The following is a 15,369-nucleotide window of genomic DNA, read 5'->3' as shown; positions in this document are numbered from 1 at the left end:
GCTCTGGCTCTGGCTCTGGCTCTGGCTCTGGCTCTGGCTCTGGCTCTTGCTCTGGCTCTGGTTCTAGCTCTGGCTCNNGCTCTGGCTCTGGCTCTGGCTCTGGCTCTGGCTCTGGCTCTGGCTCTGGCTCTGGCAAATCATTATAAGTTGCCGTATCACTTAATACCTCAACGACAGGCTCTGTTTTTTGTTCGCTAGAATCACTATCTTCTTGTTCTAGCGCCTTTAGCTTAGGCATAAGGCCGCCAATCACACCACTAGTAATCGTATTAACCTCAGGCTCCACAAACAATTGTGTTGCTTTAGGTACGGTCGATCGCTTACTGGTTTTTAATTGAGGATTTAGATCTGCGGATCTCGGAGCTTGGCTTGAGTTCGAATATGCTTTCTGGATTGATTTAACTGGCGTTGTGTCGTCGCCAGAGGAGCTAAACATCTCACTAAAGTAGTCCTGCAATAGATCATCATTCTTACTATGAGCAGCAGGTTTATCGTTGTTGTGAGACACAGTACAGCTCGACCTATTCTCGGTGGATTAACGACAGTACTTAATGCGCGGCAGCATCAGTTTTGCTACGGAAAGCACGTTCAATTGAAGCTTAGTGTTGCGTTCAAGACGAAACGAAATCATCATCGTTGTTAGAAAAATCAGCATTGCTTCATACTCAGATGTATCTTTCTTACCGTTCAATACAGCATCGACATCAATGGTCGATTGCAATTCAAATCGATTTCGAAATAACTGAAGAGGCTTAGGCGCGGTAAATAGAACATCTAAGTAATCTTCAATAATTTGATCGTTATAAGAGGGGTACTGCACATCATATACTTGCTGTGTCATCACCCTTTCCTTTTATATTCCGTTGGGTGTTTTCTCTAACAAAGTTTCAAGTAGTTTTTTGTATGCGCGCACACCGTGTGTCACGGCGTCTAAATCTGAGGGCACCACACCCTTGGTACTCGCATCTCTGAACTTCGTATCGACCGGGATCGCAAATTTCCAAACGTTATCACCCCATGTCTGTTTAATTGTTCGAAGACTTTGTAATGAGGCCTGTGTCCGTCTATCAAACATAGTCGGCAAAATAAGATGTTGCAGATTACTTTTTTGCGAGCGTATGACCATCGATAAAGTATGCATCATTCGCTCAAGCCCTTTGATAGCCAAAAACTCTGTCTGCACCGGGACAATTAACTGCTGGCTGGCTGCTAAAGAGTTGATCATAAGCACGCCGAGTGACGGAGAATTATCTAACAATACAAAATCATACTGATCCCATAACAGCGCTAGCGTCTTTGATATGATCAGGCCCATTCCATCGACACCCACCATACGTCTTTCAAGCGTCGCTAATGCTGTGGATGCAGGCATTAGATCTAGACCTGGGCAAGACGTTGCCGTAATGAGTTGTTCAGGCAAACCATCTGGCACTCTACCCTTGTGCATAAACAGGTCAAAAGTACTCTGCTCTATGGTGTCTGGATCATGACCAAAATAGCTGGTCAATGATCCATGCGGATCTAGATCCATTACAAGAACGCGTTTACCTTGCGATGCAAGGAGCCCCCCGAGGGATACAACCGTAGTGGTTTTACCAACCCCACCTTTTTGGTTTGCTATTGCCCAAATACGCACGTTCTTCCGACTCCTGAATTATATTTTTTGTACTGCAAAATCAATGAATTAGATATTAACACCACGCATCCATTGCTAAAACCCAGCGGCAAATATCTACGTCAACAATCTGACACACAACGCAATATTGCACATCTCATGCCAAACACGCTTGACGAAAATGAAACGAGATAAGTTAGCGAATAAGCGTACTGCGGACGTCGCCCGAACGGGAGACTAATAGAACAATTCGTCGGTTATCACTCCGACCTTCAGGAGTGTCATTACGAACAATAGGTGAATACTGACCAAACCCCATAGCCACCATGCGCGATTCTTCAATATTTTCGATCGCTAGAAGCTGTAAAAAAGTCGTCGCCCTTAATGCAGAGAGCTCCCAATTATTCTGAAATTCACTATTTGAGACGCGCCGGTTATCAGTATGCCCCTCGATCAGAATGCCGTTTCCGCGATCACGCAATACACCCGCAATCTTTTTGATAACACCAAAAGCTTGCTCTGAAGGGATCACATCGCCACTTTCAAAAACGACGTTATCGCGTAGCGTTATCTCTACCCACTCATCAAGCAAAGTAACCGAAATCTTGTCTTCGTATATTAAGTCAGCAAAGCTATCTTCAAATTCGCCCGCTATCGACTCTAGTTGTTCATCATCAATATTGTCTTTGTTCGATTCGTAACGTTCATGACGACCTACCAGTAGAGGGTTCAGACCTTCGCTTTTGCTAAAACTTTCTGACTTATGGCTAATCTCACCAATTTGAATTGGTTCTAGACTTTTCTGACGGGTGTTGAAGACGCCCTCTAGCGTTTCTGATAGGACCTTATACTTCCCCTCATTAACCGAGGAGATCGAATACATCACAACGAAGAATGCGAACAAAAGCGTTATAAAATCTGCGTAGGATACTAACCAACGATCATGATTTTCATCTGCGGTAGTACGACGTTGTCGACGCATAGTCGTCCCCTAGACCTTGGCATGTTCGAGGTGTAAATACCCCTTAAGCTTCAGTTCCAAAGAACGAGGATTTTCACCTTCAGCGATCGATACCAATCCATCAATCACCATTTCGTAATAGCGAGTTTGATGCTCTACCTTATGACGTATTTTGTTCGCAATCGGAAGAAATACTAAGTTAGCTAAACCCACTCCGTATATTGTTGCGACGAAGGCAGTCGCGATGCCGGCGCCCAATTGGCTTGGATCGGCAAGATTACTCATCACGTGAATCAGACCAAGCACAGCACCAATGATACCGATGGTCGGCGAGTATCCAGCCATCGAGTCATAGACTTTAGCCAAGTCTAAGTCCCGCTGCTCACGCGCAAGCATATCGACTTCTAGCACGCTTTGAATCGACTCAGGCTCAGCGCCATCAACAAGGAGCTGAAGACCTTTTTTGCAGAAAGACTCGCGTTCTTTTGGGAGAACCGACTCCAAACCCAGCAAACCATCTTTGCGCGCACGAACACTCCACGACAGCAATTTATTAATACCGTCGTCAATTGATACATGAGGAGGAAAAAACACCCACTGTAAAGCCGAAGCGCTGCGCTTCAAGGTATGTGTAGGAGTTTGGACGAGAATAGCGGCAAGCGTGCCACCGATAACGATTAAAGCCGCTGGACCATTAATCAGAGAGTCGAACGTGCCGCCTTCAATTGCGTTACCGCCAAAGATCGCAACAAAAGCTAGTAATAGCCCTACGACACTCAGGTAATCCATTAGCTTAACCTATTTATTATTTGCTCACCGATTTCGTTAATATCAAGCGACCGATCACTGTAACCAGCTTTATCAACCACCATCGGCATTCCGTATACAACGCAAGAGTCTTCTGTTTGAGTCCATACAGTCGAGCCGCCAGACTTCATTAGTCGACACCCTTCTTTACCGTCTGAACCCATGCCTGTCAGAACAATCCCTAAAGCTTTACCAGGAAATGTCTTCGCCACTGAACCAAAGCTCAAATCAACTGATGGTTTGTACGTCAGCCTCTCATCGCCATCAAGCACAGATATAACCTTACGACCTGCTCTTTGACCAACAATCATTTGCTTGCCCCCTGGCGCCAAATAAGCTGTACCCGCTTCTAGAGTATCGCCATCCACAGCTTGCTTTACTTTCACTTGGCTTAATCCATCCAAGCGCTCAGCAAAAGCAGGGGTAAATGTTGCCGGCATATGCTGAACAAGCAAAATAGGTACCGGAAAATTTTGAGGTAATTTAGTGACCACTTTTTGCAAAGCGACCGGACCACCGGTAGATGTACCGATAGCCACAACATCAACACTATGGCCTCTCCTAGAAGAGCCCGCAGCGTTAGAGTTAATGGATGTTGTAGGCGAAGTTGGCTCACTCGTTAAAGGACGACGCGTTGCCGCTTCGCTCCCTTTAGTCTCAGTAGTGCCTGACGTATTTGCAGAACGAAAACTACTCGCTTTGAATCGGTGACGGCCGGCGATTGAAAGAACGCGTTTACGAAGAATATCTTGCATCTTCGTGGCATCACGCGCGATATCTTCAAAGTTCTTAGGAAGAAAATCTACTGCCCCTGCGTCTAATGCATCAAGGGTTACTCTCGCCCCTTCGTGCGTCAGCGATGAAAACATTAGAATCGAGGTCGGTTGTTCGGACATAATCTGACGAACTGCTGAGATGCCATCCATAATAGGCATTTCATAATCCATCGTAATTACATCTGGTTTTAATTCGACATTTTTCTCGACGGCTTCTTTACCGTTTGTTGCCATACCAACGATTTCAATGCCGTTTACATTTCGCAGAATCTCGTTCAATCGTTTTCTAAAAAAAGCTGAATCATCAACTATCAGAACTTTTACTGTCATCCCTTACAAACCCTGCAAAACAACATTACGCGTAACGCGTTAATAAACTTGGAATATCTAGAATGAGGGCAATACGGCCATCACCTGTTATGGTTGCGCCCGCCATACCTGGCGTGCCATGCAACATGCCACCTAGCGGTTTAATTACGACCTCTTCCTGCCCAACTAATTGATCAACGATAAACCCAACCTTTTGAGTACCCACTGCAACAATCACAACGTGTGCGAATTCTGGATCTGTGGCACCACCATTTTTAACGAGCCATCGCTTGATATAAAACAGTGGGTAAACATTGTCACGGACAACAATACATTCTTGACCATCGACAACATTTGTCTTCGTTAAATCTAAGTGGAAAATTTCGACAACGCTTACGAGAGGGAATGCGAAAGACTGTTGCTCTAGCTTCACCATCAATGTCGGCATGATAGCTAGGGTCAACGGCACTTTGATCGTTAAACAGCTACCTTTACCAAGCTCTGAATCAATATTGACGCTGCCGTTGAGCTGCGTGATCTTTGTCTTCACGACATCCATACCGACACCGCGGCCTGACACATCAGAGATCTCTTCTTTCGTTGAGAAACCAGGTGCAAAAATCAGGTTGTAACACTCGTTGTCACTCAAGCGATCTGCGGCGTCCTGATCATAGACACCCTTTTCAACGGCCTTTCTTCGTAATACTTCGGGATCCATACCTGCGCCGTCATCACGGATGGATAGCAGAATATGGTCACCTTCTTGTTCGGCCGACAACAACACTTCACCAACAGGAGGCTTACCGTTTGCTTCACGCACATCAGGCATTTCGATGCCATGATCAACCGCATTTCGAACCAAGTGAACGAGAGGATCTGAGAGAGCCTCAACTAAGTTCTTATCTAAATCAGTTTCTTCACCTTGTAAAACAAGGTTTACTTCTTTTCTTAGGTTTCTCGCTAGGTCACGTACAACACGAGGAAAACGTCCAAAAACCTTCTTAATTGGCTGCATTCGCGTTTTCATAACGGCAGACTGTAAGTCCCCCGTTACAACGTCAAGATTCGACACCGCCTTCTGCAAGGCTTCGTCAGTACTGTCATCCCCTAAACGTTTTAAACGATTACGGACCAATACCAGCTCGCCAACCATATTCATAATTTCGTCGAGTCTCTTCGTATCAACACGAACGGTCGTCTCGGTCGTCAAGCCATCTGCCCGCGCATTAGCCTTGGGTTTTGCCGCAGGCTTACTGGCAGAAGGACTGCTTGCTACTTTGGGTTTCGCAATACGGCTTGTCTTAGCAGTAGAGGCTGACTGTCTAACTTCCTTATCTTCCGGTGTTGAAACAGAAGACGGACTCGGAGGCGGCGTTGTCTGAGACTTATTCGCTTGAGGCGCTTCACTTGCAGGCCCTTTACCTTGGCCATGCAAATCATCAAGTAATTTTTCAAACTCGTCATCAGTAATCATGTCCGAATTTGATGATATAGAAGCCTCAAATTCTTTGGTCTCAGGTTTTTCAGGTTCAGCACTCGCTGCGGGAGTATCAGAAGCTGCTGAGCTCGCAGGATCAAACTTCCCTTCGCCATGAAGCTCATCAAGAAGTTTTTCGAATTCGTCATCGGTGATTTCATCAGAAGCACTAGCATCTGATGCCGTATTTGCTTTTGGCTCTGAAGGAATCGGAGACTTACTTGGCGCATCCGCGACTTTATGCTCTTGCAGCTCACCTATGAGGCTTTCAAATTCTTCATCAGAAATATCAGACTCACCTGCTGGAGACGCATCTTGTGATGGAGCAGCATCATTTGTTGAGGCGGGTGTCTCTTGAGCTGGAGCTGAAGTTGGGCCATCAAGCGCATCCAACAACATCTCAAATTCATCGTCTGTAATGTCGCCCTCAGCTGAAGCGATCTGGTCAACGATTTTTGCTCCTTCTTCAGCTGTTTGCTGATCTGTTGAAGGAGTTTGTGGAGCTGGCTCATTCGGAGCAGCTTCAGGTACTTCCTCTGCCACCGGCTCCGCGCCTTGTTCACATGCAAAGCGCTCTAAATCTTTTAATAGCGAAGGTTCTGCAGGACTCGGTTGTTCGCCAGAACGAACCTCATCAAACATGACATTAACGGAATCAAGTGCACGAAGCACCACATCCATCAATTCGGCGTCTACGGTTCTCTTACCGTTACGCAAGACATCAAACACATTTTCAGCAATATGACAGCAATCGACCAAGGCCTCTAACTGAAGAAACCCTGCCCCACCTTTAACGGTATGAAAGCCACGGAATATTGCATTGAGAAGATCTAGGTCTTCAGGGTTTTGTTCTAGTTCAACGAGCTGTTCAGATAACTGCTCAAGAATCTCACCAGACTCAACAAGAAAGTCCTGCAAGATCTCTTCATCTGGCTCAAAGCTCATTCACTAACCCCTTTGTACTCTTCCTAAAACCCTAAGCTTGATAAAAGGTCATCCACATCGTCTTGACCATTTACAACATCTTCGCGTTCTTCTTTTTTCATCTGTGGACCTTCGCCATCCATATTGGTTTCGATGGACTCAAGGTCGTGCACAGTACCTGTAATTTGGTCGACCTTTCCGGCCATCCTTACAAGGTTAACGAGATTTTCTTCAACATCTTTAACTAAATTTGTTACACGATTGATAACTTGACCCGTTAAGTCCTGAAAATCCTGTGCAAGCAATATAGATGATAAATTTTGATATACCTTATCTGAGTCATTACCAAGTTGAGTCAAGAAGGTATCCATGCGCCCCGTTAGGTCTCTAAATTCACTAGGGCTCATTTCCTTACGGCGCAACTTTTGCCATTCTTGCTTAAGTTGATCAGCCTCATCTTTCATATGCGATGCATAAGGCATTGTTTCTTCAACAAGGTCTAAGGTTTTGTTGGCAGCGCTATTCGTCATATCAACGACGTAGGCTAGTCGGTCAGATGCATCATCAATTTTCGATAAAGCTTCTCGGCTTTGTACATCACCGCAATCAATCTGAAAGTCGCGAATCGATTCATAGAGACTGCGAGTCAATCGACCTACTTCGACATAAAGTGTTTTATCACGAGTTTGATTAATCTCAGAGATGAGACTAAGCGCGGAAGACAAGTCGCCCTGATCAACGAGATCTTTTAGCTGACTTGTTTGTTCTTTAAGCAGTTGTTCAAAGCCTTCTACACCTTCAATGCTTTGCGCTGCTTGAGACGGAGTTAGTTCGTTCATAACAGTACTAGGCATCAATTCGTTCGAAGATTTTCTCGATTTTTTCTTTCAAGACGGCTGCTGTAAATGGCTTAACCACATACCCATTTACACCTGCTTGTGCCGCTGCAACGATCTGATCTCGTTTTGCTTCAGCAGTAACCATCAACACAGGTAAAGACTTTAAGTCATCATCTGCACGAACGGTCTTAAGCAAGTCAATACCAGTCATTCCTGGCATGTTCCAATCCGTCACGAGGAAGTCATACTTACCGGTTTTCAGCATCGGCAATGCAGTATTGCCGTCATCAGCCTCATCGGTATTTGTGAACCCTAAATCGCGAAGTAGGTTTTTAATAATGCGCCTCATTGTCGAAAAATCATCAACAACAAGGATTTTCATATCTTTATTCAAGTCGACCTCCATTCCTGTCGAAACCTTTGATAGCGTTTCAAACCCTAATATGAAGTCTAGACAGAGAAATGAGTCTAGCCAGTTTTTTTTATTGGAAAATCAAGAACTTTGATTAGTTATGGATAGTCGTAAATTACGAATCAATCCACTCATACATTCTTGACTTTAAACGGATAGCTGCCTGTGAGTGAATTTGACTAACACGAGACTCACTCACATCAAGAATTAAGCCTATTTCTTTTAGATTCATCTCTTCTTCATAGTAAAGAGAAAGCACTAAATTTTCGCGTTCCGGCAAACGCTCTATCTCAGATGCCAGGGCTTTTTTAAACTGCTGCTCACTAAAGAAATCACTCGGTCGATCAGCAGTCGAGCCACTCTCGACTTCAAAGCCTTGGCCTTCAGAGTTTTCAGCCAGTTCCTCGAGTGAAAAAAGCTTACCGGCATTACTATCTTTCAGGCACGCAAAATATTCATCGAGAGACATTTCAAGCTCTGCGGCAATTTGCTCGTCACTCGCATCTTGCCCAGTTCTAGCCTCAATCGCTTTTACTGCTTCCGCGATGCGGCGCGCGTTGCGATGTACGGAACGAGGCACCCAATCGCCCTTACGGACTTCATCCATCATCGCGCCGCGAATTCGGATTCCGGCATAAGTCTCAAACGACGCACCACGATCACTTTCGTATTTTTGCGCAGCCTCTAGCAGGCCAATCATGCCGGCCTGAATCAAATCATCGACTTGAACACTTGATGGAAGGCGAGCCATTAGATGATGTGCAATACGCTTTACTAAGGGCGCATGCTTCACGATCAACTCATCTGCGTACTGTGTTTCTTTTTCGCTATACATCAACAAAACAGTATGGCCCTGCCGTAAAAGTACTGCATGGGGAATAAATCATTACGAGGCTACAGCCAATCCTAGGCTTGTACTAAGCGCTCAACAAAAAACTCCAAATGTCCTCTTGGAGTGCTTGGTAATGGCCACGAATCAGCCTTTTGAGCGAGCTGCTTGAATGCTATAGATGCTTTAGCGCGGGGGTAAGCTTCTAATACAGGGCGCTGACGCTGGACAGCTTTGCGTACGTTTTCATCGTAAGGAACAGAACCTACATATTGGAGTGCAACATCAAGAAAACGTTCCGTCACAGAGGTAAGCTTTGAAAAGAGATGGCGCCCCTCTTCTGGGCTGCGAACCATATTTGCAAGGACACGAAAACGGTACATGTCGTAGTCGCGATTAAGCAGCTTTATTAATGCATAGGCATCGGTAATAGACGTTGGCTCATCGGTCACAACCAGTAACACTTCTTGGGCTGCACGAACAAACGATACAACACCATCTGATATACCCGCTGCGGTATCCACAATCAGAACGTCAAGATCTTGTGATAATTCACTGAAGGCGTTGATTAAACCGGCGTGCTCTAGATGGTTAAGCGCAACCATCTTTTGCGTTCCGGATGCAGCCGGCACGATCTTTATTCCTTTGGGGCCTTCTACAAGAATATCGCGCAGACTTAAATCACCTGATATAACGTCTGAGATATTTCCCTTTGCGGTAATTCCCAAGAGCACGTCGATATTTGCCAAACCTAAATCCGCATCGAGCAATGTCACTCTGCGACCTAGATCCGCTAAGGCTAAAGAAAGGTTGATCGATACATTACTTTTACCGACCCCACCCTTACCGCCAGTGACCGCTATAACTTGAACAGGGCTAGAATTCGCCATGCTGATGAATATCCTTTTGTTTTACTTCTTCTTCGCTTCGAGACAAGACAAACCTTAAAAGCGACTACCAACAACCAAAATAGGTGATTGGTGAAATTTGTCTAGTTGACGCCAGTGATATTAAGCAAAATTGCTAACTGATTCGTCTACATGCTGCTGCGCATTCGCGTGGCTCGGAATTGTCACCCATCGCTCGGAACTATTCAATAATTCCTCCGCTTTATTGAGCAGACTTTGACGCTCCGCCAAATGAATATCTTCTGGCACTCTCTGGCCATCTGTTACATACGCGCAGGAAAGTTTACTCGCTATAAGGTAACTTAATGCTTCCCCAAAGCTTACAGCTTCGTCAAGTTTGGTAATAATTGTTCCCGCTAGCCCGACCATCTTGTAATGCTTATAGTTAGCCTTCATCACAGCATACTGACCCGTTGCCGGCATCACTAAGTAGTTTTGAATGCGATGCGCAGACATTTTCAATTCTTTAAGCTGCTCATTCCACGAACGATCAGACTGCATCAAACCAGCCGTATCCACCAATACAAGCTTGCGATCAGAGCACTTGTCTAGAATCGCATCTAAGCAATTATCCTCGTCAACAACATGCACTGGAACATTCAGAATTCTTCCAAACACTTTTAGCTGCTCGTGTGCGGCGATTCGGTAACGATCTGTTGTCACCAAAGCAATACCATCTGCCCCATGACGCATAACATAACGCGCAGCCAACTTACCAATCGTCATTGTTTTGCCACTTCCGGTCGGGCCAACAAGTGAAATCACGCCACCCATGTCGATGATTTCGCTATATTCTGTCTGAATCGCACCATGAATTTGTTTACGCACCTTTGCCCAAGCAGTATCAGAATCGCCTTCACTTGCAACGCTATCTAGCAATTGCTTTCGAATAGGCTGCTGAATCGCTAGACGCTCTAAGCGCTCATCTACGATCGATTGGCTTGGCGTCACAACAGCTTGAGGCATTGGTTCAATAGATTGTTGCGAAGTCGACTGTTTCGCCTGAGCAGAAATCATTTCGCGTAGTTCACGAAGCTCTTCCTGCATCACGTAAATCGCATCATCTTGCTTGCTCGAACGCTCATCATGATTGACTGCAGGAGTCGCCTGAATCTTATTCGTTTGACCAAACTGCTCTGTTTTAATGACGTTCTGTTCTTGCTTCACGCTCTCGATGCGGCGACGACTTCTATCCATTTCCGCCTGCAATTCGAGACTGCGCTCAGCGCGTTGTTTTGCGAGCTCGGACGCGCTCACTTTAGTTTCATTATTAGATACCTGAGCAACACCCTGCTCTGGCTGATCTTCATATTCGGCAGTTGCCAATATCTCGACACCACCATTTGTTTTTGAGTTTGAAAGAATCACCGCATCAGGGCCTAAATCTTCGCGTATCTGACGCAAAGCATCTTGCATTGAATGGGAGAAATAACGCTTAACTTTCATAACTCTTCACCTAAAGGCTTTTTTGACGACAACTTCCTGTAGTCAAATTATTGACCGACCGTCGACACTATATTTATTTGCTTGTTATCCGGAATCTCTTGATATGAGAGCACCCGAATACCGTCATTTACAAAGCGTGAGAACTTAGCCATCGCTGGGCGGACTGGCGCGGAAACTAACAGTATTACGGGGTTTCCAAGCATTTCTTGTCGCTGCGTTACATCTGCTAGTGAACGCTGCAAGTTCTCCACAATACCGGGCTCCAAGACCATTCCGAGATCATCGGCACCGCCGGTTTTCTGTGCTTGCTGTACAGACTTAAGCAATAGCTGTTCCAATTCAGGCTCGAGTGTAATAACAGGAATTTCCGCCTCACCTTCAATCAGGGTTTGTACGATCATCCGCTTCAAACCTTGCCGACAAGCTTCGGTCAACACTTCTGGCTCTGCGCCTTTAGGTGCGCGACTAATCAAAGCCTCAGCAATAGAACGCATGTCTTTGATTGGCACATCTTCTTGCAATAGATTCTGAAGTACTTTTAATAGAAAGGAGACACTTAAAGTGGTTGGCACTAATTCTTCAGCAAGTTTTGGCGCCTGCTTCGTCAACTGATCAATCCATTGCTGAACCTCTTCGTGACCCAATAGCTCATAAGCATGTTTTTGAAGAAGTTGGTTAAGATGCGTTGCGACAACAGTGCTTGCGTCCACAACGGTATAACCCAAGGCTTGAGCTTGATCTTTGTTCTCTGGATCGATCCAAACGGCTTCCATGCCAAAAGCAGGATCGACACCCGCAATTCCATCAATACTACCAAATACTTGCCCAGGATTAATCGCCAGCTCTCGATCGGGATGAATCTCTGCTTCGGCCAAGGTCACCCCCATCAAGGTGAGACGATAGACATTAGGCATGAGGTCAAGATTGTCGCGGATGTGCACTGATGGCATCAAGAATCCAAGCTCCTGTGAGAGCTTCTTGCGCACACCTTTTATACGACCCAAGAGCTGACCGCCCTGACCTTTATCAACCAAGGGTATTAATCGATAACCTACCTCTAGACCAATAATATCTACGGTCATCACATCATCCCAACCCAACTCTTTCTGGGACGATTCTTGTTGACCTTCTTGCCCCGCTGGAAGCTCTAGAGTTGAAGAGTCAGGTTGCACCTGCGCACTACCAACATTGGCTTGCGAGCCACGTTGAGGGACCGGCCCATCATAAGGTTCTACCTGCGGCTTTTTATTCTGGCGATCACGATACCAAGCCCCCGCGCCGACAAGAATACCAAGCGACAAAAACGCAAAATGCGGCATGCCAGGTACGATGCCCATCACGATTAGAATACCAGAGGCGATATACAAAGCCTTAGGCGACAAAAACATTTGATCAAGCACTTGTGATGACATGTCTTGTGTCGTACTAACACGCGTCACCATAATTGCCGCAGCGGTAGAAAGAAGTAACGATGGAATCTGTGCGACCAAGCCATCACCAATCGTAAGAAGCGAGTACTTTTGCATCGCATCATTGAACTCTAGTTGGTGCTGCAAAATGCCGATACTCAAACCGCCAATAATATTAATGGCTAAGATCAACAAACCCGCAATGGCATCACCACGTACGAACTTTGATGCACCATCCATCGCCCCATAAAAATCTGCTTCCGTGGCAACTTCTTCCCGACGCGACTTCGCCTCTTCTTGATTGATAATTCCTGCGTTAAGGTCTGCATCAATTGCCATTTGTTTGCCTGGCATCGCATCGAGTGTAAATCGAGCACTTACTTCAGATACACGCCCAGCACCCTTGGTCACGACCACAAAGTTGATGATCATTAAGATTGCGAATACAACTAGACCAACGGCGTAGTTGCCGCCAATAACCACTTCACCAAAGGCTTGAATTACTTTACCGGCTGCGTCCCCGCCCTCATGGCCTTCTAGGAGAACAACACGCGTTGACGCAACGTTTAATGCCAAACGTAGTAAGGTCGCAACCAACAAAACCGTAGGAAATATCGCAAACTCCATGGGGCGGAGCGCATAAACACAGACAAGAAGAACAACCAACGACAAGGCAATATTGAAGGTGAATAACAAGTCCAACAGGAAAGGAGGTACAGGCAAGGTCATCATGCCAAGCACCGCTATCAGCAATAGCGGAATGGCCATGTGGCTTTGAATAAATTTAAGCTGATTTAAGCCAAGACTTGTTTGCATAACACCTAATCAATCTTGTGATGATAACTACGAATGACGATTTTTCGTCACAACTATCGCTAGCTACAGTGTTTTGCAAAAATCGACCCAAGTTTTAACCCCGATCGATATTTTTTATAACATGCTGCTAATCGTGCTGTAGATCATCCGGAATTGGGATGTCAGGCATACTTGGGCGAGGTCTTGCACGTCTTCGGAATTGTTGTAACTGGAAGACATACGCAAGCACCTGAGCAACGGCCACATATAGACCCGAAGGCACCTCTTCCCCAACTTTTGAATTGTAATAAATCGAACGAGCAAGAGGCGGCGCAGCCACTAACTCAATATTATGCTCTCTACCGATTTCTCGGATTTTCATAGCAACCTCATCCACCCCCATCGCAAGCACGATTGGGGCATCGTCTTGATCAGGCTTGTAACGCAGGGCGACTGAGTAATGTTCGGGGTTGGTAATAATGACGTCGGCTTGAGGAACGTCTTGCATCATGCGCCGCTGAGAAATTTCACGCTGGAGCTGACGAACACGGCCCTTAACTTCAGGTTTACCCTCAGTGTCTTTGAATTCGTCTTTGACTTCTTGTTTGGTCATTTTCAGATTCTTATTGTGATCGTACATCTGAAAAGGAACATCAACAGCTGCAATAATAATCATCGTGCAAGACAGAAAAAAGAAACTCCAACCCAAAATATCGGCAGCATGAGCCATGGCCGTGACGGTCGCCTGATTGGCAATACCTAACAACTCTTCGGTATGAATTTGAAGTAAAACAACCGCGAAAAATAAGACAATCCCGACCTTGGCAATCGCCTTGGCAAGCTCTACGAGAGATTTGAGCGAAAACATCCTCTTCAAACCTTTCAAGGGATTCATACGGCTAAATTTAGGCGCGACAGCTTTGGGCGCTATCAGCCAACCACCAAGCACAATAGAGCCGGCAATTGCTGCAATAAAGAGCATTACCATTAAAGGCATCGTGACGAGCATGGCTTCGCCCGCAGCGTCCAGCAAATAAAGGCCCATTTGGTGAGAATCAAAAACAACTTCGCGTGGCAACACAAAGCTATGCTTCATGATCTCAACCATCGTTTCGCCAATTTGCGCGCCAAAGATCAGAAGCCCGCCCGTACCTACAATCAAAAGCAAGGCCGTGTTCAGTTCTTTTGAGCGCGCAACCTGCCCCTCCTCCTTGGCTTTTTCTATTCGCCTGGGGGTGGGTTCTTCGGTTTTTTCCTGACTGCTATCGTTACCTTCTTCTGCCATCTAAAAGCCCTGCATATCACGCAAAAATAAGAAGGTGTCGGTACTGAAATTATCAAACTGGGGCAATAAGCCTGAAATGCTCACCCAGACAATAAATAAACCGAACAACATACCGATTGGAAAACCCAAAGAAAAAACGTTCATCTGCGGCGCGGCACGCGTCATGATGCCGAACGACAAATTTATGATCAGCACCGCCGTAATGGCAGGCAACGCAATCACTAGCGCAGATGCAAACAACCAATTTATGCGCATCAGGAATCCCCAGAGATCCTCTCGCGACACGCTATTTGGGCCGATAATTTGGTCTGAAATAGGCCACGCCTGAAAACTTTGAACTGCCACTTCGATCATAACGAGGTGGCCATTCATCGAAAGAAAGATAAGCGTCACGCAAACTAAAAATATCTGAGATAGGATTGGGACATTTACCCCATTACTCGGATCGATCATCGACGCAAAACCTAGGCCCATCTGCATGGCGATCATCTGACCTGCAGCAACAAACAGCTGCATCAAAAACACAAACATTAAGCCCATTAAGGTACCGATAAAAATTTGCTGCAAGGTCACATAC

The 15,369-nt window shown here is 45.7% G+C and carries 14 protein-coding genes; all 14 read right to left on the bottom strand.

Annotation, left to right across the window (positions count from 1 at the left end):
* Nucleotides 1–535: 535 nt before the first annotated feature.
* Nucleotides 536–841: a hypothetical protein gene (locus tag A3739_RS16505; RefSeq protein WP_068476200.1), complete on the bottom strand. Its 306-nt coding sequence runs from the start codon at nucleotides 839–841 to the stop codon at nucleotides 536–538.
* Between the two features lie 12 nt (nucleotides 842–853).
* Nucleotides 854–1,636, bottom strand: a complete 783-nt coding sequence (locus A3739_RS16500; RefSeq protein ID WP_068480065.1) for a ParA family protein — start codon at nucleotides 1,634–1,636, stop codon at nucleotides 854–856.
* 175 nt (nucleotides 1,637–1,811) lie between these two features.
* Nucleotides 1,812–2,597 carry a flagellar motor protein MotD gene (gene motD / locus A3739_RS16495; protein ID WP_068480062.1) on the bottom strand — a complete coding sequence of 262 codons (786 nt, stop codon included), beginning with the start codon at nucleotides 2,595–2,597 and terminating at the stop codon, nucleotides 1,812–1,814.
* Between the two features lie 9 nt (nucleotides 2,598–2,606).
* Complete coding sequence (locus tag A3739_RS16490) at nucleotides 2,607–3,365, bottom strand: flagellar motor protein (RefSeq protein ID WP_068480060.1); 759 nt, start codon at nucleotides 3,363–3,365, stop codon at nucleotides 2,607–2,609.
* On the bottom strand, nucleotides 3,365–4,489 hold the full coding sequence (locus A3739_RS16485) for a chemotaxis response regulator protein-glutamate methylesterase (RefSeq protein WP_068480057.1): 1,125 nt from the start codon (nucleotides 4,487–4,489) through the stop codon (nucleotides 3,365–3,367). The genes A3739_RS16490 and A3739_RS16485 overlap by 1 nt, the downstream gene beginning before the upstream one ends.
* A 25-nt stretch (nucleotides 4,490–4,514) precedes the next feature.
* The gene (locus A3739_RS16480; protein ID WP_068480054.1) at nucleotides 4,515–6,890 is read right to left on the bottom strand and encodes a chemotaxis protein CheA; all 2,376 of its coding nucleotides are present in this window, start codon (nucleotides 6,888–6,890) and stop codon (nucleotides 4,515–4,517) included.
* Between the two features lie 23 nt (nucleotides 6,891–6,913).
* Nucleotides 6,914–7,708: a protein phosphatase CheZ gene (locus A3739_RS16475; protein ID WP_068480164.1), complete on the bottom strand. Its 795-nt coding sequence runs from the start codon at nucleotides 7,706–7,708 to the stop codon at nucleotides 6,914–6,916.
* A gap of 7 nt (nucleotides 7,709–7,715) precedes the next feature.
* Nucleotides 7,716–8,102: a chemotaxis response regulator CheY gene (gene cheY, locus A3739_RS16470; RefSeq protein WP_068480161.1), complete on the bottom strand. Its 387-nt coding sequence runs from the start codon at nucleotides 8,100–8,102 to the stop codon at nucleotides 7,716–7,718.
* A 133-nt stretch (nucleotides 8,103–8,235) separates the two neighbouring features.
* On the bottom strand, nucleotides 8,236–8,955 hold the full coding sequence (locus A3739_RS16465; protein ID WP_068480049.1) for an RNA polymerase sigma factor FliA: 720 nt from the start codon (nucleotides 8,953–8,955) through the stop codon (nucleotides 8,236–8,238).
* Nucleotides 8,956–9,026: 71 nt separating this feature from the next.
* Nucleotides 9,027–9,839, bottom strand: coding sequence for a MinD/ParA family protein (locus tag A3739_RS16460; RefSeq protein ID WP_068478671.1), 813 nt, complete (start codon nucleotides 9,837–9,839; stop codon nucleotides 9,027–9,029).
* 120 nt (nucleotides 9,840–9,959) lie between these two features.
* Nucleotides 9,960–11,303, bottom strand: coding sequence for a flagellar biosynthesis protein FlhF (gene flhF, locus A3739_RS16455; protein ID WP_068502096.1), 1,344 nt, complete (start codon nucleotides 11,301–11,303; stop codon nucleotides 9,960–9,962).
* 47 nt (nucleotides 11,304–11,350) lie between these two features.
* The gene (gene flhA / locus A3739_RS16450; protein ID WP_068480043.1) at nucleotides 11,351–13,528 is read right to left on the bottom strand and encodes a flagellar biosynthesis protein FlhA; all 2,178 of its coding nucleotides are present in this window, start codon (nucleotides 13,526–13,528) and stop codon (nucleotides 11,351–11,353) included.
* Between the two features lie 127 nt (nucleotides 13,529–13,655).
* Nucleotides 13,656–14,792, bottom strand: a complete 1,137-nt coding sequence (flhB, locus tag A3739_RS16445; protein WP_068480040.1) for a flagellar biosynthesis protein FlhB — start codon at nucleotides 14,790–14,792, stop codon at nucleotides 13,656–13,658.
* The coding region (fliR, locus tag A3739_RS16440) for a flagellar biosynthetic protein FliR (protein WP_068502094.1) at nucleotides 14,793–15,369 on the bottom strand (577 nt) is incomplete at its 5' end. It lies immediately after the preceding gene.

It is taken from the genome of Oleiphilus sp. HI0067, from assembly GCF_001635735.1.
The sequence above is the reverse complement of the archived record's forward strand: the minus strand, read 5'-3'. Positions and strand labels throughout refer to the sequence as shown.